Source organism: Micromonospora sp. WMMD737 (assembly GCF_049179055.1).
In the GTDB taxonomy this organism is placed as follows: Bacteria; Actinomycetota; Actinomycetes; order Mycobacteriales; family Micromonosporaceae; genus Micromonospora; species Micromonospora reichwaldensis.
In genome coordinates, this window is sequence record NZ_JBMHMH010000001.1 from 1365235 (window position 1) to 1384909 (window position 19675).

General features: G+C 74.1%; 15 protein-coding genes. 8 read left to right on the plus strand and 7 right to left on the minus strand.

Features of this window, described 5'->3' with window-relative positions; genetic code table 11:
• Nucleotides 1-138: 138 nt before the first annotated feature.
• A complete protein-coding gene (locus ACN27A_RS05265) occupies nucleotides 139-1410 on the minus strand; it encodes a cytochrome P450 (protein ID WP_421450144.1) in 1272 nt (423 codons plus the stop codon).
• 670 nt (nucleotides 1411-2080) lie between these two features.
• Entirely contained in the window at nucleotides 2081-3994 is a 1914-nt protein-coding gene (htpG, locus tag ACN27A_RS05270) for a molecular chaperone HtpG (protein ID WP_421450145.1), read from the minus strand.
• Between the two features lie 205 nt (nucleotides 3995-4199).
• On the opposite strand from htpG, the gene ACN27A_RS05275 reads away from it, so the two are divergent.
• The 4 genes from ACN27A_RS05275 (at nucleotide 4200) to ACN27A_RS05290 (ending at nucleotide 9967) form a co-directional block, all read left to right on the plus strand.
• Nucleotides 4200-4559 carry a hypothetical protein gene (locus ACN27A_RS05275; protein WP_421450146.1) on the plus strand — a complete coding sequence of 120 codons (360 nt, stop codon included), beginning with the start codon at nucleotides 4200-4202 and terminating at the stop codon, nucleotides 4557-4559.
• Nucleotides 4546-5574, plus strand: coding sequence for a T3SS (YopN, CesT) and YbjN peptide-binding chaperone 1 (locus ACN27A_RS05280; protein WP_421450147.1), 1029 nt, complete (start codon nucleotides 4546-4548; stop codon nucleotides 5572-5574). Before ACN27A_RS05275 ends, ACN27A_RS05280 begins: the two co-directional genes overlap by 14 nt.
• A gap of 173 nt (nucleotides 5575-5747) precedes the next feature.
• Nucleotides 5748-8585, plus strand: coding sequence for an ATP-binding protein (locus ACN27A_RS05285; protein WP_421450148.1), 2838 nt, complete (start codon nucleotides 5748-5750; stop codon nucleotides 8583-8585).
• Nucleotides 8586-9316: 731 nt separating this feature from the next.
• The gene (locus ACN27A_RS05290; RefSeq protein WP_421450149.1) at nucleotides 9317-9967 is read left to right on the plus strand and encodes a C39 family peptidase; all 651 of its coding nucleotides are present in this window, start codon (nucleotides 9317-9319) and stop codon (nucleotides 9965-9967) included.
• Nucleotides 9968-10164: 197 nt separating this feature from the next.
• Here the strand turns inward: ACN27A_RS05290 and ACN27A_RS05295 are convergent, their stop codons facing one another.
• Entirely contained in the window at nucleotides 10165-10872 is a 708-nt protein-coding gene (locus ACN27A_RS05295) for a hypothetical protein (protein ID WP_421450150.1), read from the minus strand.
• 139 nt (nucleotides 10873-11011) lie between these two features.
• Nucleotides 11012-12262, minus strand: a complete 1251-nt coding sequence (locus ACN27A_RS05300; RefSeq protein ID WP_421450151.1) for a snapalysin family zinc-dependent metalloprotease — start codon at nucleotides 12260-12262, stop codon at nucleotides 11012-11014.
• Nucleotides 12263-12487: 225 nt separating this feature from the next.
• Between ACN27A_RS05300 and ACN27A_RS05305 the strand changes: the two genes are divergently transcribed.
• From ACN27A_RS05305 to ACN27A_RS05320, 4 genes are all read left to right on the plus strand, one after another.
• Nucleotides 12488-13066 carry an AMIN-like domain-containing (lipo)protein gene (locus ACN27A_RS05305; RefSeq protein WP_421450152.1) on the plus strand — a complete coding sequence of 193 codons (579 nt, stop codon included), beginning with the start codon at nucleotides 12488-12490 and terminating at the stop codon, nucleotides 13064-13066.
• A gap of 95 nt (nucleotides 13067-13161) precedes the next feature.
• Nucleotides 13162-13842 (plus strand): response regulator, encoded by a 681-nt coding sequence (locus tag ACN27A_RS05310; protein ID WP_421450153.1) that lies wholly within the window; start codon nucleotides 13162-13164, stop codon nucleotides 13840-13842.
• Nucleotides 13843-13855: 13 nt separating this feature from the next.
• On the plus strand, nucleotides 13856-15259 hold the full coding sequence (locus ACN27A_RS05315; RefSeq protein WP_421450154.1) for an ATP-binding protein: 1404 nt from the start codon (nucleotides 13856-13858) through the stop codon (nucleotides 15257-15259).
• Nucleotides 15256-16146: a Gmad2 immunoglobulin-like domain-containing protein gene (locus tag ACN27A_RS05320; RefSeq protein ID WP_421450155.1), complete on the plus strand. Its 891-nt coding sequence runs from the start codon at nucleotides 15256-15258 to the stop codon at nucleotides 16144-16146. Before ACN27A_RS05315 ends, ACN27A_RS05320 begins: the two co-directional genes overlap by 4 nt.
• 10 nt (nucleotides 16147-16156) lie before the next feature.
• On the opposite strand, the gene ACN27A_RS05325 is transcribed toward ACN27A_RS05320, so the two are convergent.
• From ACN27A_RS05325 to ACN27A_RS05335, 3 genes are all read right to left on the minus strand, one after another.
• Nucleotides 16157-16636 carry a hypothetical protein gene (locus ACN27A_RS05325; protein ID WP_421450156.1) on the minus strand — a complete coding sequence of 160 codons (480 nt, stop codon included), beginning with the start codon at nucleotides 16634-16636 and terminating at the stop codon, nucleotides 16157-16159.
• A 55-nt stretch (nucleotides 16637-16691) separates the two neighbouring features.
• Nucleotides 16692-18341 (minus strand): ribosomal protection-like ABC-F family protein, encoded by a 1650-nt coding sequence (gene abc-f / locus ACN27A_RS05330; protein WP_421450157.1) that lies wholly within the window; start codon nucleotides 18339-18341, stop codon nucleotides 16692-16694.
• Between the two features lie 223 nt (nucleotides 18342-18564).
• Nucleotides 18565-19662 carry an SRPBCC family protein gene (locus tag ACN27A_RS05335; protein WP_421450158.1) on the minus strand — a complete coding sequence of 366 codons (1098 nt, stop codon included), beginning with the start codon at nucleotides 19660-19662 and terminating at the stop codon, nucleotides 18565-18567.
• Nucleotides 19663-19675 lie beyond the last annotated feature (13 nt).

Consider the following 19675-nt stretch of genomic DNA (forward strand, 5'->3'; position numbering starts at 1 on the left):
ACGTGACTTCGGAGCGTAGTCGCCCGTCGGGGTGCGCCGGCCCGGCCGCGGCGACCCCACGGGTCCGCGCGCAGCCGGTCTGGCGCCGCCGACGCACCCGCCCGCAGAACAGGACCGGCGCCGCCACGGGACGGCTGGTCACCCGGCGACGGGCGCCGCCGGAGCACCGGACGGCACCGTCGTGTCGAGGACCACCGGCAGGCTCCGGTGCGCGCGGAAGGCGATGTTGACCTTGTACGAGCGGCGATGGCCGGGGGCCAGACGCAGTCCGGGAACCGCTCGGCAGAGCCGGGTCAGCGCCATTTCCGCCTCCAGCCGCGCCAGCGCCGCGCCGATGCAGAAGTGCGGCCCGTGCCCGAACGAGAGGTGCCCGTCCGCGTCGGACCGGTGCGGATCGAATTGCTCCGGCCGGGCGAACACCGCCGGGTCCCGGTTGGCGGCGCCGATCAGCAGCAGGCAGCGCACACCCGCCGGAATGGTGACGCCGCCCAGGGTGACGGGTCGGCGGGTCACCCGCAGCCAACCGTCGATGGCGGGCGCGAAACGCAGCGTCTCGGTCAGGAACGCGGGTATCCGGCGCGGGTCCTCGCCGAGCTGCCGCCACCGGCCCGGGCCCGACAGCGCCTGGTCGAGCGCGTGGGCGAGCAGCCCGGCCGTGGTCTCGTGCCCGGCGACCAGGAGGTTGAACACGATGCTCGACACCTCGGCCACCGTGAGCACCTCGTCGTCGCCGTCGCGGTACGCCAGCAGTTGGCTGACGTAGTCGTCGCCGTGCCGGCCACCGTCGAGTCGGGCGCCGACCAACCGCTCGCAGTAGCGCCAGAACTCCCACAGGTCCCGGGCCAGCCGGACCTGCTCGGCCGGGTCCGGCTGCCCCCAGAGCAACGCGATCTGGCCGTCCCCCCAGGCCCTGACCCGCCCGACGTCCCCCTCCGGCACGCCGAGGATGTCGAGCAGGACCAGCAGGGGCAGTTCGGTGGTGAACTCGCCGACGAGGTCCGCCCGCCCGTCGGCGCGGTCGACCAGCCGGGACACCAGTTCGTCGACCCGGCGCTCGACGATCGCACCGTACCGGCGCTCGACGCGTTCGGCGGTGTTGGCGAAGGTCGCCCGCAGTGCCCGGCGGGTTCGGGGGTGCACCGGGGGGTCGGCGGCGGCGGTGGTGGGCGGCGCGTCGATGCGGGCGATGAACTCCATCGCCTCGGGGCAGACGTCGTAGATCGGGGCGAGGGTGAGGGCGTTGCCGAATGCCTCCGCGTCACCCAGCGCGCGGCGCACGTCGGCGTGCCGGGTGATCAGCCACAGCCCCAGGTCCGGGTCGTGGCGCACCCCCTCGGGCTCGTCGAGGAGCCGCCGCCACACCTGCGCCGGATCCGTGAGATACGTCCCTGCGAACGGATCCAATCGCATGACCGCCTCCTCGATCGCCATGGCAACGAACGGAATCGCCGAACGACTCCCGGGACTCCGGTTACCGCCGCACGCTTCACGGTGCGCCCATTTCGGGAGCAAGTCAATATCGGCGTTCTTCAATGCGCTGCCGCGCAATTTCCACGTCTTCGGCCGCGCGCGCACCACGTCACCCTGCAAGTTGCGGGATGTTCCTTGCCCGCTGGTCACGACGTTGACCACGGTAGACGACGCAGCGGCCGGCGACCCGCACTCCCTTGCGACCACGGCCCCGCGTGTCCCGGGCGGCCGGGCGGAAAGGCGGTGTGGATCGGCCGAGGATCGGGCCGTGAAAGACCGACTCTCGTACGCGCACCAGAAACACGAATCACGACCCGTTCCGTGAACGGACGACCGATTACCCGCAGGAGTTTTCCGGGCAGGGGCGCGGCGGGTTCCGGCGGACGGCTCGGGTCCATGCGGGGGACGCGACGCAGGCGGCGGGTGGGGTCTTCGAGCAGAAGGACGCTCGGGTCGGCCCGCCCCCACGCCGGCATGGCCGGTGGTCGACGACACCTGGCCGAGGACGACCCCGCGATGGGTCCCCGACGAACCGGGGGACGGCCCGGTGTGCGAGCCGACCGGTCACGGGTCGGCCGGCGGCGCCCCGCCGGCCGACCCGTGCGTGCGGCTAGAGGGTACGGGCGAGCCGGTCGGCGAGCATGCGGGTGAACCGGGACGGGTCGGCAAGTTCCCCACCCTCGGCGAGCAGCGCCAGGCCGTGGAGCAGCTCGGCGGTCTCCTTCAGCGACTCCTCCGTGCCGCCCTGCTCGTGCGCCTTGCGCAGGCCGGTGACCAGCGGGTGGCCGGGGTTGAGTTCCAGGATCCGCTTGACCGTCGGCACCTCGTGCCCCATCGCCCGGTACATCTTCTCCAGCGTGGGGGTGATGTCGTGGGCGTCGCCGACGACGCAGGCGGGCGAGGTGGTCAGCCGGGAGGAGAGGCGGACCTCCTTGACGGAGTCGGCGAGCGTGGCGCCCATCCAGGTGAGCAGGTCGGCGAAGTCCTTGCGCTGCTGCTCGCGCTCGGCCTCGGCCTCCTTCTTCTCCTCCTCGGTGTCCAGGTCCACCTGGCCCTTGGCGATGGAGCGCAGCGTCCGGCCGTCGTACTGGCCGACGCGCTCGATCCACACCTCGTCGACCGGGTCGGTGAGCAGCAGCACCTCGTAGCCCTTGGCGCGGAACGCCTCCATGTGCGGCGAGTTCTCGATCATCGTGCGCGAGTCGCCGGTGGCGTAGTAGATGTCGCTCTGCCCGTCCTTCATCCGGCCGACATAGCCGGCGAGGTCGGTGGGCTCGGCCGGATCGTGGGTGGAGGCGACCGACAGGATCTCCAGGAGCGTGTCCCGGTTCTCCGTGTCGTCGATCAGGCCCTCCTTGACGGCGGCCCCGAACTCCGTCCAGAAGGTCCGGTAACGCTCGGCGTGGTTGGCCTTCATGTCCTTGACGGTGGACAGGATCTTCTTGACCAGCCGACGGCGGACGACCTGGATCTGCCGGTCCTGCTGGAGGATCTCCCGGGAGATGTTCAGCGACAGGTCGTGCGCGTCCACGACGCCCTTGACGAAGCGCAGGTAGTTCGGCATGAGCGCTTCGCAGTCGTCCATGATGAAGACGCGCTTGACGTAGAGCTGCACGCCGCGGCGGCCCTGCGGAGCGAACAGGTCCAGCGGCGCGTGCGACGGGATGAACAGCAGGGCCTCGTACTCGAAGGTGCCCTCGCCCCGCATGTGCACGATGTCCAGCGGGTCGGCCCAGTCGTGGCTGACGTGCTTGTAGAACTCCTTGTACTCGGCCTCGTCGACCTCGTCGCGGGAGCGGGCCCAGAGCGCCTTCATCGAGTTGAGCGTCTGGGTCTCGGTGCTCGTCTCGTCGCCCTCGCCGGGGCGCTCGACGGTCATCCGGATCGGCCAGGCGATGAAGTCCGAGTAGCGCTTGACGATCTCCCGGACCGTCCAGTCGGCGGTGTAGTCGTGCAGGTTGTCCTCGTCGTCGGCCGGCTTGAGGTGCAGGGTCACCGACGTGCCCTGCGGCGCCTCCTCGACCGACTCGACGGAGTACGTGCCCTCACCGGCCGACTCCCACCGGGTGCCGCCGCTCTCCCCCGCCCGGCGGGTCACCAGCTCCACCCGGTCGGCGACCATGAACGCCGCGTAGAAGCCCACGCCGAACTGGCCGATCAGCTCCTGCCGCGCCCCGGCGTCGGAGGACTCGCGCAGCTTGCGCAGCAGCTCGGCGGTCCCGGACTTGGCGATCGTGCCGATCACCTGGACCACCTCGTCGCGGGACATGCCGATGCCGTTGTCCCGGACGGTCAGCGTGCGCGCCGCCTTGTCGACCTCGATCTCGATGTGCAGGTCGGAGGTGTCGGCCTCCAGCTCCTTGTCGACCATCGACGCCAGGCGCAGCTTGTCCAGCGCGTCCGAGGCGTTCGAGATCAGTTCACGCAGGAAGACGTCCTTGTTCGAATAGATCGAGTGGACCATCAGCTGGAGCAGCTGACGCGCCTCGGCCTGGAACTCCAACGTCTCGGCCCGGTTGCTCACACCGTGTCCTTTCATCCTCGAAAGCCCACCGAAGGTTCGCGGAAAGGATACGAGCCGTCGCCGACGGCGAGACGACGGGACCGCGCAACGTCGGCTGGCGTCGCGTTGCCCCCGCGCCCTACCGTCGCAGATGGCGTCGACGTGGTCGCCGGAGAAGCCGAGGGCTGGTGCGACCGCCGCGGCGGGCGGTCAGTACGGTAGGGATGTGTCTCTATGGATGGCCGCGATGTGGGGACTGGTCGGCAGCGCGGTGGCCGAGGCGCTGAACCTCTCCGGGATGATGCGCCCGACCAGCGAGTCCGGGGGCCGGTGGCAGTGGCCGTGGCGGGACCGGCGGGACGCCCCGATCGTCGTGTTCGCGGTGCTGCTCAGGACCGTGGCCGGCACCGGCCTCGCCGCCGCGGCCGGGGCGGGTGGCCTGGCCACCACGGCCTTCGCCAGCTTCACCTTCGGGGTCGCGGCGCCACTGGTGATCGCCAAGATGTTCGACCAGGTCCGGGTGACGGAACCACCGGCCGGCAGCGGCCGGGACGGCACGAGCGGCGAGCACGATGACGCCGCGTGAGAACCTGCTGGGCAGGTTCGTCGCCGCGCTGGCCGCCCGCCCGGCCACCACCGCCACGGCCGTTCCCGTGCCGGCCCGGACGCGGCTCGCCGCCGCGCTGGCCGCACGGCCGGTCGCCGCCCGCAGCACCGGCCCGCTCCCTGATCCCGGCGCCGAGGACGACGACGGCGGGAAGCTGACCCACCGGGTCAGGGCCGTGCTCGCCGACCTCCTCGGCGTCACCACGGACCAGTTGCGCGTCGACGCCGACGGCGACGTCGGCATCCGCGCCGGCTCGGCCATGATCTTCGTACGGGCGCAGGACGACCCGCCGCTGGTCGACGTGTTCTCTCCGCTGCTCACCGGCGTCAACCCGACCGAGTCCCTGTACCGGCGGCTCTCCGACCTCACCAACGGGCTCGTGGTCGGGCGCGTCTACTGCACCGGCGACACGGTCTGGGCGTCCATCCCCGTCTTCGGGCAGGACTTCGCGCCCACCCACCTGCTGCTGGCCCTGCGGGCCATGATCGCGCTCGCCGACGACCTCGACGACCAGCTCCGGCGCGAGTTCGGCGGCAGCCGCTTCTTCGGCCCGGAGTCCGCCGGGCTGGTGGCGGTGCCCGACCCGACCGGCTACCTGCGCGATCTCGACCGGGCCGGCGCGAACGGGGCGGGCAGCGTCCTGGTCGACCTGCTGGCGGACCGGGGGCGGACGGAGGAGCTGCGGATCCGTGCCGAGCACGGCGACTGGCACGCCGCCGCCCGGCTCGCCGCGCTGCTCGCCGGGGAGGGCCGCACCGACGAGGCCGAACGGTACTGGCGGATCGCCGCCGAGCAGGGCGATCCGCGCGCCCGCGACGAGCTGGCCGCGCTGCTGGCCGCCCGGGGCCGGCACGCCGAGGCGGTCGGCCTGCTGCGGCAGGCGGTGGACGGCGGCGACTGGCGGCACCTGCCGCTGCTGCTGACGCTGCTCACCGAAGGCGGCCTGGTCGACGAGGCGGTCGAGCTGCTGCGCCGCCGGGCGGCCGAGGGCTGACGCCGCCCACCCGATCTGGTGGGTGGAGGTGTGGAGATGCGCAGGCCTGGGTACAGACACGCGCTGGGGTGCCGGCGGACGTGCAGCTGAAGCTGGGTGCCAGGATGTGCGGGGTAACACCAGCAAGGGTCGTCGGGCCCGGAAGTGAGGGCTGCGATGAGGTGCGACCGAGGGTGACACGGCCCACGGGGGACCCGTTCGCCGACGGCGGTGGGACCGGGCGGCTGATGGCGCGCCTCGACTGGGCCGCCACCCCGCTCGGCCCGGTCGACGGCTGGCCGCAGAGCCTGCGCGCCGCCGTCCGGATGGTCCTCTCCTCCCGCTACCCGATGCTGCTGCTGTGGGGGGACCGCTTCACCCAGCTGTACAACGACGCGTACTCCGCCCTGATCGGCGACAAACACCCCGACGCGCTCGGCGGCGACGTGCGGGTCACCCTGGCCGAGGGCTGGGACGTGCTGGGCCCGCTGATCGACGAGGCGATGGCGACCGGGGTCGCCAGCTGGGTGCCGGCCCTGCGACTGCTGCTCGACCGCGCCGGATACCGCGAGGAGGCGTACTTCAGCGTCTCGCACGCCCCCGCCCGCGACGACGAGGGACGCACGGTGGGGGTGCTCACCGTGTGCAGCGAGGTCACCGAGCAGGTCGTCGGTGAGCGCCGGCTGCGCCTGCTGCGCGACCTGTCCGTCGGCGGCGACGGGCGGACCGTCGACGTGCGGAGCACCTGCGCCCGGCTCGCGGAGGCCATCGGCGGGCACCCGCTGGACGTCCCCTTCGCCGCGATCTACCTGCGCGAGGGCGCGCTGCTGCGCCGCGCCGCCCACGTCGGCGGGGAGCCGGTGGCCGCGGCCCTGCCCGCCACGCTGCCGGCGGGCGAGGAGCACGAGTGGGGGCTGGCGGCCGCCGCCGGCGGCACGACGACCGACGTGGCCGGCGTCGAGCGGCGACTTGCCCTGCCCGGCGGGCCGTGGGGCGACCCGGTCGGCACCGCCCGCGCCCTGCCACTGCCGTCCGCCGAGGCGGGCCAGCCCCTCGGGGTGCTGCTGCTCGGGGTCAGCCCGAGCCGGGGGCTGGACGAGGCGTACCGGTCGTTCCACGCGCTGCTGGCCCAGCAGGTGGCCGTCGCCGTACGCAACGCGCAGGCGTACGAGGAGGAGCGCCGGCGGGCCGAGGCGCTCGCCGAGCTGGACCGGGTCAAGACCGGCTTCTTCACCAACGTCAGCCACGAGTTCCGGACCCCGCTGACGCTGATGCTCGGCCCGCTGGCCGACGCCCTCAACGACAACGAGCATCCCCTGTCCGCGACGCAGCGGGAACGGGTCGACACCGCCTGGCGCAACGCCACCCGACTGCTCACCCTCGTCAACAGCCTGCTCACCTTCTCCAGCCTCGAGGCCGGGCAGGCACACAGCCAGGCGCGCGAGGTCGACCTGGCCGGGCTCACCACCGAGCTGGCGAGCGTCTTCCGGGCAGCCGTCGAACGCGCCGGGTTGCGCCTGGAGGTCGACTGCCCGCCCCTGCCCCGCGCGGTCTCCGTCGACCCGGTCAACTGGGAACGCATCGTCACCAACCTGCTGTCGAACGCGCTGAAGTACACCTTCGTCGGCCGGATCCGGGTCGGGCTGACCGCCGACGACGACGAGGTACGGCTGACCGTCGCCGACACGGGCATCGGTATCGCCGAGGAGGATCTGCCCCGGCTCTTCGAACGCTTCCACCGGGTGCAGGGCACCCGGTCGCGCAGCCACGAGGGCACCGGCATCGGGCTCGCCCTGGTCCGCGAGCTGGCCCGCCTCGAAGGCGGCGACGTGCGGGTGGAGAGCCGGATCGGGACGGGAACGACGTTCACCGTGGCGCTGCCCTGGTCCGCCGCCGGGCGGCGCGCCGGTCCGGCCGCGGACCTGGCCGGGGCCGGGGACGCGGCCCGGGCCGCCGTCCAGGAGGCGGTCGGCTGGCTGGCCGATCCGACGCAGGCGGGGGCGTCCGCGCCGGCCGGGCCGCCGGTGCCGGCGTACGGTGCCACGGACGCGCTGCGGCGCGCGCGGATCCTCGTCGCCGACGACAACGCCGACATGCGCGCGTACCTGGCCCGGTTGCTGGGCGAGCAGGGCTGGCGGGTGGAGACGGTCGGCGACGGCCGGCAGGCCCTGGAGGCGATCCGCCGGGAACAGCCCGACCTGCTGCTCACCGACGTGATGATGCCCGGGATCGACGGCTTCGAGCTGGTCCGTCGGCTGCGTGGGCAGGCCGGCACCCGCACGTTGCCGGTGGTGGTGCTCTCGGCGCGCGCCGGCGGCGACGCCAGCGTGGAGGGACTCGACCTGGGCGCGGACGACTACGTCGTCAAGCCCTTCGCCGCCGCCGAGTTGATCGCCCGGGTCCGCTCCGCCCTGCACGGCACCCGGCGGCACCACCGGGACGACGCGGACGGCCCCGGCGACACGGCACGCGGGGCGGACGGCCCCGTCCCGGCCAGGTCACCGGCCTCGGATGACGGTCCCGTGGACGCGGGTGGCCCTCCGGTGAGCGGCCCGCCTGCCGCGCCGGGCCCCGAACCGTCGGTCGGCGGGGACGGAGAGTACGCCCATGACGGGGACCGGCGGCCGGCTCCCGAGCAGCCGGCCGCGCTGGAAACGGGCTGGACGTACCCCGCACAACCCACCTCCGCCGCCGCGATGCGCCGGGACGTGCGGGCCTCACTGGAGGACCTGGACGTCGATCCGGACACCGTGGCCGACCTCCTGCTGGCCGCCTCCGAGGCGGTCAACAACGCCGTCGAGCACGCCCAACGCCCCACCCGCCCCGAGGTGCGGGTGCGACTGCGGGTGGCCGATGGCACGGTACGGATCTCGGTGCGTGACTTCGGCACGTGGCGGGACCGTCGTCCGGCCATGGACCGGGGGCGTGGTGCCACGCTGATGAACGCGTACGGCGACGTGCGACTGGTCTCCACCGCCGAAGGCACGACCGTCACCATCGAACGCCGCCTGCCGCCCGCCGCCGGCCACTGACCGATCTTGGAAGGAACGGGCCCCGCCAGGGGCCCGACTCTGCCAAGGTCTCCGCAGCCGCCGATGAAACGTCCGCGCGGGTCGTCCGGTTCACGCCCCGCGTCCGGATGGGGCTCCGTCGCAGGGGTGCCCAAAATGGGACATATGCCACATGTGGCCGACATGGTGACGGCAGGGTGGCCGGCCGGAGGCGCAGCGCACGGATCCGAGAGCAGGGACGCCGGCGACCCGGCCACCAGTGGAACACCATGGGTGTCTCCCGGCCCCGGTGACACCCATGGTGTTCCACCCGTCGCCCCGGACGGCGGCGGTGGTGGGCGTCACGGGTCGGGTGGGCATGGGCCGGGGTGCCGGGTCGTTGTCACCATCGCGGCCGCGTGACCAGGCCCGTTCGCCGGCCGGTGGTCGGCGGAATGCGGGCCGGGCCGGCGTGGTTACATCCCCGGACCACCGAGTACCTCCGCCTCACCCCGGGCGCCGGGCCGCCGGAATGACCGGCCGCCCACGGTGGTTACATCCCCGGACCACCGAGCAGGCGACCGCCGCACCGGACGGGCCCGCGAGACGGTGGAATGTGTGGCCGGCCCGACCGGTTGCATCCCCCGGGACGAGCCCGGCCGGCCCCCGCCGGCCGCAGGCCCCCGAACATCTCGACCTTTCCCTCAGCCCGCGATGCCACCGGTCCCCCCGTGGTGTGTGTCGCGTACCCCCGATCGAAAGGTGCTGCCACCATGCGTACCGACATCCTGCGTAAGACCGCCCTGACCGCTGCCGGGCTCGCCTTCACCGGCGGCGCCATCGCCGGCCCCGTCACCACCGCCCTCGCCGCCCCCGCCGAGGCCAAGCCCACCACCGCCGCCCAGGACCGCAAGGGCAGCGAGCGCGAACTCGGCGTGCGCTACGAAGCACAGCCCAACTTCTACTACTGCGGCCCCGCCGCCGCCCGCAACGCCCTGAGCGTGCAGGGCAAGAACATCGACGTCGACGGCATGGCCCAGCGCATGGGCACCACCGAAGCCGGCACCAACTCCATCAACGACATCACCCCCGTCCTCAACAAGGAGACCGGCAAGGACGCCTACCAGTCCGTCGAGATCCGTGAGCCGAAGGCCGACGACAAGCAGACCGACAAGCTACGCGCCGACATCGTCACCGCCATCGACGAAGGCCACGCCATCGTCGCCAACATCGCCGGCACCGCCACCGACACCGACGGCACCACCCACTCCTTCGAAGGCGGGCACTACATCAGCGTCGTCGGCTACCGCGACAACGGCAACACCGTGACGATTGCTGATTCCGCGGACCCCAACCAGGCCTCCTACCGGATGAGCGTCGACAACCTCGCCGACTGGATCGCCACCCGCGGCTACACCGCCTGACCCTCACCAGCGACACGCACCACCCAGCGACACGCACCCGGCAACACCCAACGACAAGGGCCGGCCCCACAAGGGGCCGGCCCTTTCGTCATGCCATGCCGAGGGCTCGCGCGGCGCCGGCGGCGGACAGACCCGAGCCACCCGCCCCTGCCCGGTCCCGCCCAGCGTGGTGTCCACCGTCGCCACCCGTACCCGGCTCAGGACCGACGGTTGCGCTCCTGGCTGAGCCGCTCGTCGAGCCGGCCGAGTTCGTAGATCGCGTTCAGTTCCGTCGGCAGGTGGGTCACGTTGTCGGCCACGGGCTCGTCGTCCGGCTCGGGGGCGAGGGCCGGGGTCGGCGGGTTGGCCGGGTTGGCCGGGCCAGCCGGGTTGGCCGGGCCAGCCGGGCCGGTGGCCGCGGCGGCGGGCCGCCGCCGTCGGTGCAGGACGAACAGCACGGGCACTGCCAGGACGCCCAGCACCAGTCCGTGGACCAGCCACCGGTCCGCTCCCCCCTCGCCCTCGCGTGGCGGGGAAGCGACCGTCGAGGGGGCGTCGGAGGCGGCACCCTGCCCGGGCGGACCCGGCGCCTCGGCCTCCCGCTCGGCCGGTCGCCCGGCAGGCCGGTCGCCGGCGGGTGCGGGCGCGGACGCGCCCCCGGGGCTGGACGCGGGCGTCGACCGGCCCGGCGCCGCCGGGACAGCCGGCGCGGCCGACGGGCCGGCCGGGGACGGGGCGGGCGGCGCAGAGCGGGACGGCACGGGAGTCGGGGAGGTCCCCGGGGTGGCCCGGCCGCCTCCCTGGAGCAGGTCGTCGACGACCCGCCCGACGCCGCCGAGCAGGTCACCGACCGGCCCGCCGGAGGCCGTCGGCGTCGGCGCGGGAGCGAGCGCCAGGGTCAGGGCGAGCGCGGCCACGACATGCATGGTTCACCTCGAAAGGGGGGTCGATGTGCCAGGCACCGTACCGCACTCCGGGTGGTCGCCGCGTGACGCCCCGGCCGTACGACCCGGGCGACGACGCTACGGGGGACGCCGCAGGCGGCGTCCCCCGTACCGTGGTGGGTCAGGCCGGCAGGCCGCCGACCTGGGTGTTGATCCAGGAGCGGATGGACGGCAGATCCACGTAGATGGACGGGCCGGTGGCGCAGGTGGAGTTGTTGTTGCCGGCCCGGCTGGTGGCGCCGATCAGGGCCCACGCACCGTTGATCCGGCGCACCTGCGGGCCGCCCGAGTCGCCGTAGCAGGCGCCCGCGTTGCCGTTGGTGTTGTTGGTGCAGATCTCGTACGGGCCGTTGATGCCGAGGCAGCGGCTGTCCGCCACGATCGAGGTGTCCAGCTCGTTCGCGATGGTCGGGGCGCTGCCGCAGCCCCGGGGAGCACAGGTCTGGCCCCAGCCGATGATGCGGGTGGCGGTGCCGACCGCGCCGGAGGTGGTCGGGATCGGCGCCGGGGCGTAGCTGACCGAGCTGCCCAGCTGGAGCAGCTTCACATCGACGCTCGGGTGGTTGACCGCCCGGATCACGGAGACGACGGTGCCCCCGCTGGTGCGGTTGATGCTGCCGACCCGCACCGAGGAGGGGGTCCCGCAGTGCTTGGCGGTGACCGCCCAGTTGGCCTTGATCAGGGTGCCGGTGCAGCCGGAGACGTACACCATCCACGGGTAGTTCTCACTCGCCGGGCGGCCGTTGACCACCTGCGGCGAGATGTCGTCGCCGTCGTTCCACGTGAACGTGCCGGTCGGCGCCTCCGCCGCGGCGAGACCGCCGGCGAAGAGCTGGTTCACCCGGGACGCCTCGGCGGCGCTCGGGTAGGCGTTGGTGCAGGAGACCGGCGCGCTGCTGCCGGACATCAGGTCGGAGCAGAGCCCGGTACGCCGGTCGGGCAGGCCGAGGATGTGGCCGAGCTCGTGAGTGGCGATGCGGGTGCGGTTGTAGCCCTGGTTGACGGCGGTCCAGCCCATCCAGACCCGGCCGGCGCCGAGGCTGGTGACCTGCGCGCGCGGCCAGCCGCTGTCGACGTAGATGGTGACGTTGCCCGGCGTACGGGCGACCAGCTGGACGTTGCTGACCTGGCTGTTCCAGATGGCCGCGGCCTGGTCGAAGTTGGTGCGGAACTCGCCGGCCCGGCTCGCGTCGTAGTAGACGGTCCGGGCGGCGGACGCGCCCGTGTCGGCGGACGCGCTCGCGCCGGTGGCAACCTGCATTCCGGTTGCGGCCAGCACCGCCGCCAGCGCGGCGGTCGCCGCGTGCAGCAGTTGTCGTCGGAACATACACGCACTCCCTGGGTTGTCCGGCGGCGTGCCACCGCCGGTCATCGATGTACGTGAATGCTAGAGCCAGGGTCGCCGATATGCGGCATAACGGAATCGTCATACCGGCGCTCCCGCCCGGCCCGCCTGCCCGCGATTCCCGTCCGCCGCGTCTGTTACGCCTGCGTTACCGCACGGCGAAGCTGCTGCCGTCGAGCGGTTCCACCGTGGATCCCACGGCCCGGCCACGAGGCCGGACACCACGGAGGAACGAGATCACGGGAGAAGACCATGCGGATCAGAAATGGACTCACGGCCCTGGTCGTGGTGCTCGCCGGACTGGTGGCCGGCGCCGGCACCGGCACCGCGGCGACCACCACCGCGGCGGCGACCGGGGCGCCGTACTGCGGGATCACCTGGGGCAGCGCGTCGAAGTCGGCCGGCACGCCGAGCGACGCCCCGCTGGTCGACGTACGCGTCGGACGGCACGACTGCTTCGACCGGGTGGTGTTCGAGTTCGCCGGTCCGATCAGCGGCTACACCGTCGGCTACGGCGAGACCTGGACCGAGGGCGAGGGCCTGGCGCTGTCCCCGTACACCGCCGGCGACGAGCTGCTGCGGGTCTCCCTGCGCGCCCCGGCGTACGACGACACGCACGTCGGCACCGTGCCGTACCGGGTCGGCGAGCACGTCGCGAACCTGCTGCGCCACCCGACCCTGCGGGACGTGGTCTTCGGCGGCAGCTTCGAGGGCTACACGACCTTTGCGATCGGTGTGCGGGCCCGCCTGCCGTTCCGGCTGACCGTGCTGGCCGGACCGGGCACGCACAGCCGGATCGTGCTCGACGTGGCGCACCAGTGGCAGCAGTGACCGACACGGTGTCGGGGGTACCGGCGCCGGCCGGACCCCCGACACCGTCCGTTTCGCCAGGTCGACGCGGATCGTCCCGGGGCTACCCTCGAATGGTGGAGGGCCGCGTGCTGGTCGTCGAGGACGATGCCTCCATCCGGGAGGTCACCGCCCTCGGGCTGCGCCGCGCCGGCTTCCGGGTCGACACCGCGCGCGACGGGCGGGAGGGGCTCGCCGCCTGGCGCGCCCGGCCGCCCGACCTGATCGTCCTCGACGTCATGCTTCCCGGCCTCGACGGCTTCGAGGTCTGCCGGGAGATCCGCCGGAGCAGCGGCGTGCCGATCCTGATGCTGACCGCCCGCACCGACACCGTCGATGTCGTCGTCGGTCTCGAGTGCGGCGCCGACGACTACCTGCGCAAGCCGTTCGACCTACCCGAGCTGGTGGCCCGGGTCCGGTCCGTGCTGCGCCGGGCGAGCGACCCCGTCGTCACGACCGTCATCGAGGTCGGCGGGCTGGAGATAGACCCGGGCAGCTTCCTCGTCCGCAAGGACGGACGCGAACTCGCGCTGACCGCCACCGAGTTCCGCCTGCTGCTGGAACTCGCCCGCCGCCCCGGTCAGGTCTTCACCCGCGAGCTGCTGCTGGACCGGGTGTGGCAGCACGGCTTCCTCGGCGACTCGCGGCTGGTCGACGTGGCGGTGCAGCGGCTGCGCGCCAAGGTCGAGGACGACCCCGCCCACCCCCGGCTCGTACGGACCGTGCGCGGGGCCGGCTACAAGCTGTCCCCGGGCTGAGGGGGCGTACGCGATGGCCGGCCGCGCCGTCCCGCCGGGTCGCCTGCGACGCCGGCTGACCATCGCCTTCGTGCTCGTCGCCGGTGTCTCCGCCGGGCTGCTGGCCGGCGGGTCCTGGCTGCTGCTGCGCCAGGCCCGCTACGACGCCTCCCTGCATCAGGCCGCAGCCGACGCCCGCTACCGGCTCGTCCTGGCCGGACAGTTCCTGCCCCTGACCGACGAACGGCGCGGCGAGCTGCTGGCCAGCTTCGAGGGCAGCGGCCGGCACGTGGTGCTGGTCGACGGCGAGGAGCTGCCCTCCCACCGGGCGTACGCGCCGCCGCTGGGCGCCGGGCTGCGGGCCACTGTCGCGGCCGGACAGCTCGGCTACGAACGGTCGTCGCCGGGGGCTCGGCCCCGGCTGCTCGTGGTCGGCGGCCGTGTTCCGGGCTCGACGGCCGAGCTGTACGTCGTCACCCTCGAGGACGGCCTCGCCGCCGACCTGGACCAGCTGCGGACGGCTCTGCTGGCCGGCTGGGTGCTGGTGGTGCTGCTCGCCGCCGGGGTGGGGCACACGCTCGCCCGTCGCACGCTGGAGCCGGTCGGCCGGGCCAGCCTGGCCGCGCGCGCCCTCACGGAAGGGCTGCTCCACACCCGTCTGCCGGTACGGGGACGCGACGAGTTCAGCGCCTGGTCCGCAGCGTTCAACGAGATGGCGGAGGCGCTGAAGTCGAAGATCGAGGCGTTGTCGGCGGCCCAGCTCCGGGAGCGGCGGTTCACCGCCGACGTGGCGCACGAACTGCGTACCCCCGTGACCGCCCTGGTGGCCGCGGCGTCGTTGCTGCGCGAGCACCTCGACGAGTTGCCGGCCGACGCGCGGCGCGCGGCGGAGCTGCTGGTCACCGACGTGGTCCGGCTACGCCGGCTGGTCGAGGACCTGATGGAGATCTCTCGGCTGGACGCCGGGAGGGAACGGCTCGCCGTCACCGCCGTCGACCCGGTCGCGCTGCTGCGGGCGATCGTCGCGGCGCGCGGCTGGTCGGACCGGGTGGTGGTCGCCGGCGCTCCGGTCCCACTGCGCACCGACCCGCGTCGGCTGGAGCGGGTGCTGGCGAACCTGATCGCCAACGCGGTCGAGCACGGCGCCGGCGAGATCCGGGCCACCGTGGCCGGCGACGGACCGCTTGTCGTCTTCGAGGTCACCGACCAGGGCCCGGGCATCCCGGCCGAGCACCTGCCGCGCCTGTTCGACCGCTTCCACAAGGTCGACCCGGCCCGCTCCGGGCGGGGCAACGGCCTGGGCCTGGCCATCGCCCGGGACAACGCCCACCTGCTCGGCGGGCGGCTCGGCGTGCACAGCGAACCGGCGGTGCTCACCCGTTTCCGCCTGGACCTGCCGGCCGTGCCACGGCCGCCGGCACCGGATGGCGCGGGATGAGACGGCACACGGCGGTCGCCGCCCTGCTCGCCGCGGCGGTCCTGCCGGCCGGGTGCGCCGCACCGCGGTCCGGCTCGCTCGGCCCCGCGCCCACCGCGCCGCCGCCGGCCACCACCGCCGTCGCACCGGAGCCGCCGCCCACCACCGCGCCGCCGCGACCGCCGGCCGAGCCGAGCCGAGCCGCAGCGCCCGCGCCGACCACCGTCGCGCCGGCACGCCCCCGGACGGTCACCGTCGAGCTGTGGTACGTCCGGGACGGGCGGATCACGCCCACCCGGCGCACCCGGCCGGCCACCGTGGCGACGTCCCGCCTGGCACTGACCGAGCTGGCCGCCGGCCCGACGCCGGTGGAGGCCGCCACCGGGCTGACCACCCTGCTGACCGGCGGCGAGGTCACCGGCATCGCCGACGGCGTGGCGACGGTCGCGCCCGCCCCGGCCGGCGGCGACTCCGTGGGGCGGCGGCTGCGCGAGGCGCAGGTGGTCTACACGCTCACCCAGTTCCCCACCGTACGGCGGGTGCGCCTCTCCGCCGGTCCTCCGGTGGGCCGGAGCGACTACGCGGACCTGCTGCCGCCGATCGTGGTGGCCGGTCCGACCATCGGCGAACGCGTCATCAGCCCCGTGACCGTCACCGGCACCGCCCAGGTCTTCGAGGCGACCGTCACGGTGCGGGTGCTCGACGCCGCCGGCCGTGCGGTGGCGACCACCTTCACCACGGCCACCTGCGGCACGGGCTGCCGGGGCGGTTACCGGGTCGCCGTGACCTACCGGGTGCCCCGGGAGCAGGCCGGCGCAATCGAGGTGTACGAGGTCTCGGCGGACGACGGGACGCGCACCCACGTCGTCACGGTGCCCGTCACGCTCACCCCCACCCTCCGGCGGTGAGCCCAGCCGTTCATCCGGCCGGCGTCGCGGCGGCCCGCTCCGCCGAACGGACGGCCCGGCGAACGTCGCCGGCCGCCAGCGCGAACAGCGCGAGCGCGCCGGCGAGGGCCACGTCCACCCCGATCACGAATCCCCGCTCCGACCCGGCCGGCGCCACGGCGACACCGGCGGCGAGCGCCACCGCCGCCGCGAGCGCCATGCCCAGGCGGGCCGACGCCTCCCACCGCACTGCCCACCGGCTCCCCGACGACCGTCCCGCCGCGAGGCCCGCGCGCAGCCGCCACGCGGCGGCGGCGATGAGCAACGCACCGAGCGCGCCGGCGGCCCCGATCACCAGCCACGGCACGGCGAACGCCCCCGCCCGCCGGGCGGGCGACGACACGCCGCCCGCCGCGAGCAGCGCGAACCCGACCGAGAGCGCGACATGGACGAGGATCACCCGCGACAGGCGACGTCGCAGCTCACTCAGCTCGGCAACGGGCATCGACACTGCCGCCTCCCCCGCTCGGGTCCACCCCGCATCGTGCCACGTGACACGGCCCCGGTCACGACTCCGGCGCGAGGCCGGCGGGGGCGCCGGTCTCCCGCAACCGGCCGTCGGCGAGCCGCAGCCAGCGGTCCACGCCGATCGCCGCGAGGAACCGTTCGTCGTGGCTGATCACCACGAACGCACCCTCGTACGCGTCGAGCGCGCTCTCCAGCTGGCCGACGCTGACCAGGTCCAGGTTGTTGGTCGGCTCGTCGAGCAGGAGCAGCTGCGGCGCCGGTTCGGCGAACAGCACGCAGGCCAGGGTGGCGCGGAGCCGCTCGCCGCCGGAGAGCGCCCCGACCGGAAGGTGGGCGCGGGAGCCCCGGAACAGGAAGCGGGCGAGCAGGGTCATCCGCTGCGCCTCCGGCATCGCGGGCGCGTACGCGGCCAGGCTCTCCGCGACCGTGCGGTCGAGGTCCAGCAGGTCCAGCCGCTGGGACAGGTAGGCGATCCGGCCGTCGGCCCGCCTGGTCCGGCCGCCCTCCGGCTGCACGTCGCCGCTGACCACGCGCAGCAGGGTGGACTTGCCCGCGCCGTTCGGACCGGTGAGCGCGATCCGTTCGGGTCCCCGGATCGTGAGGTCCACGCCGTCACCGGCGAACAGGGCGCGCCCGCCGTAGCGGACCTGAATCCCCTCGCCGTGGAAGACCGTGCGACCGGCCGGAAGGCTGGTGCCGGGCAGCTCCAGCGTGATCCGCTGCTCCTCGCGCAGGGCACGACCCGCCTCGTCGAGCCGGGCCTTGGCGTCGCCGACCCGCGCGGCGTGCGTCTCGTTCGACCGGCCCGCCGACTCCTGGGCGCCCCGCTTCATGGTGCCGGCGAAGATCTTCGGCAGGCCGGCGCTCTTCAGGTTGCGGGCGGCGTTGCCGGCCCGGCGTTCGGCCCGTTCGCGCGCCTGCTGCATCTCCCGCTTCTCCCGCTTGACCTCCTGCTCGGCGTGGCGGACGTTCTTCTCCGCGACCTCCCGCTCGGCGCGCACCGCCTCCTCGTACGCGGTGAAGTTGCCGCCGTAGGAGCGGACCTCGCTCCGGTCGAGTTCGAGGATGCGGTCCATCCGGTCCAGCAGCGCCCGGTCGTGGCTGACCAGCAGCAGGCACCCGTTCCAGTCCTCCAGCACGGCGTGCAGCTTGCGGCGGGCGTCGAGGTCCAGGTTGTTGGTGGGCTCGTCGAGGAGCAGGACGTCGGGCCGCCGCAGCAGTTGCGCCGCCAGGCCGAGGGAGACGACCTGACCGCCGCTGAGGGTGTGCAGGGGCCGGTCGAGGGACACGTCGTCGAGGCCGAGCCGGTCCAGTTGGGCGCGGGTGCGCTCCTCGATGTCCCAGTCGTTGCCGATCGTGGTGAAGTGCTCCTCGTCGGCGTCCCCGGCCTCGATGGCGTGCAGCGCCCCGAGCACCGGCGCGATCCCCATGACCTCGGCGACGGTCAGGTCGCCGGCCAGCGGAAGGCTCTGCGGCAGGTAGCCGAGCACCCCGTCGACGGTCACGGAGCCCCCGGTCGGCTGGTATTCGCCGGCGATCAGCTTGAGCAGCGTGGTCTTGCCGGCGCCGTTCGGCGCGACGAGGCCGGTGCGGCCGGCACCCACCGTGCAGGACAGCCCCTCGAAGACCGGGGTGTCGTCCGGCCAGGAGAAGGAGAGGCGGGAACAGATGATGAACGCGTCGGACATGCGGGGACCCTCGGGGTGACGTGGGCGCGCCGGGCGCCCGGAAGACGGGATTCGAAGACGACGGGCCACGGCCACGACGGCGGTCGAACGCCTGCCGCTGGCCGGGCACTTCCGGTGTCACCCGGAGATGTCGTCGTCACCCGCCACGTCTGGTCTCCCTGTCTCGATCACTCGCGCCCATCCTAACAGCGCGGCCCGGCGCCCCGGGGTACGCGCGACGGCGTCAGAGGCCCGCGCAGGGGTCCTCGCCCAGCGAGCAGTCCTCGGGCGCCCTGGTGAGCTGGTCGACGTCGCGCACGGCGAACGTGAAGGTCCGTGAGCGGCCGGGCGGCACGGGCGGCCCGGTGAAGGTGACGACCTGCCCGTCGCGCCGGTGCTCCGCCCCGCTGACGTCGGTCAGGGAGCCGCCCTCGGCCAGCGTGACGACCACCGTCCAGTCGTCCACCGCCGTGCTGCCGGGGTTGTCGACGACCACCTCGCCCGTGAAGCCGAGCAGCCTCGTCGACACGGTCCGGTAGCGGGCGGTCATGGCGGGGGCCGACGGCGCGATCGAGGTGGGCGTACGCGAGGGCGTCGCCGTGGGGGTCGCCGACGGCGTCCGGCTCGGGCGGGACGGGGTCGGCGTGGCGCTGCGCGTGGGACGGGCGGAGGGGGTCGCCCGCGGCGTACGGCTCGGGGTGGCCGTGCCGGTGGGCGACGGCGTCGCGACCGGGCCGGCGACCGGGTCCGGCTCGGCGGGCAGGACCGCCCACACCGCCGCCCCGGCGGCCAGCACGACGCCGGCCAGCCCCGCGACCAGCAGCGGCCAGCGACGGCGCCAGGCGGCCGGTGCCGGCTCGTCGCCGACCACCTCGGTCACCGGCATCTCGGCGGTCATCCCGGGCTCGCCCCGACTCAGGTCGACCTGCCGGAAGGCCAGCCAGTCGAGGATCGCCGGCAGGCGCCCCGTCAACGCCTGCCGGTAGGACTCCTCGCGGCGCTCGCGCTGCTCGTCGTTCCAGCTGCCGTGCTCCAGCACCTCGCGGACCGACAGCCGGCACCCCTCGGCGGTGGGGGCGACGGCACAGGCCAGCCGGCTCCGCCGGCCGCCCTCGAGGCACCGCAACGCGATCAGCCCAGGCTCCCGCCGGTCGGTCACCTCCGCGTCGACGGCGGCGTCGAACCCGGGCAGGCCGGCGGTGAACAGCAGCAACCGGCCGCGCGACCCGGCCATCGGCTCGACCTCGGTGAACCAGCGGGCGAGCAGAGCGCGATCCGTCAATGCGTGCCACACCCGGTCCGCCGGGTGGAAAAGGTCCACCTGCACGTCGATCTCGATCACGGCGCGACTCTAC

What these genes read in the sequence shown, in the direction of transcription:
- ACN27A_RS05265 (WP_421450144.1), bottom strand. Translation starts at nt 1,410, where the DNA reads ATGCGATTGGATCCGTTCGCAGGGACGTATCTCACGGATCCGGCGCAG.
- ACN27A_RS05280 (WP_421450147.1), top strand. Translation starts at nt 4,546, where the DNA reads ATGACGCCGCGTGAGAACCTGCTGGGCAGGTTCGTCGCCGCGCTGGCC.
- ACN27A_RS05290 (WP_421450149.1), top strand. Translation starts at nt 9,317, where the DNA reads ATGCGTACCGACATCCTGCGTAAGACCGCCCTGACCGCTGCCGGGCTC.
- ACN27A_RS05295 (WP_421450150.1), bottom strand. Translation starts at nt 10,872, where the DNA reads ATGCATGTCGTGGCCGCGCTCGCCCTGACCCTGGCGCTCGCTCCCGCG.
- ACN27A_RS05300 (WP_421450151.1), bottom strand. Translation starts at nt 12,262, where the DNA reads ATGACCGGCGGTGGCACGCCGCCGGACAACCCAGGGAGTGCGTGTATG.
- ACN27A_RS05305 (WP_421450152.1), top strand. Translation starts at nt 12,488, where the DNA reads ATGCGGATCAGAAATGGACTCACGGCCCTGGTCGTGGTGCTCGCCGGA.
- ACN27A_RS05315 (WP_421450154.1), top strand. Translation starts at nt 13,856, where the DNA reads ATGGCCGGCCGCGCCGTCCCGCCGGGTCGCCTGCGACGCCGGCTGACC.
- ACN27A_RS05320 (WP_421450155.1), top strand. Translation starts at nt 15,256, where the DNA reads ATGAGACGGCACACGGCGGTCGCCGCCCTGCTCGCCGCGGCGGTCCTG.
- abc-f (WP_421450157.1), bottom strand. Translation starts at nt 18,341, where the DNA reads ATGTCCGACGCGTTCATCATCTGTTCCCGCCTCTCCTTCTCCTGGCCG.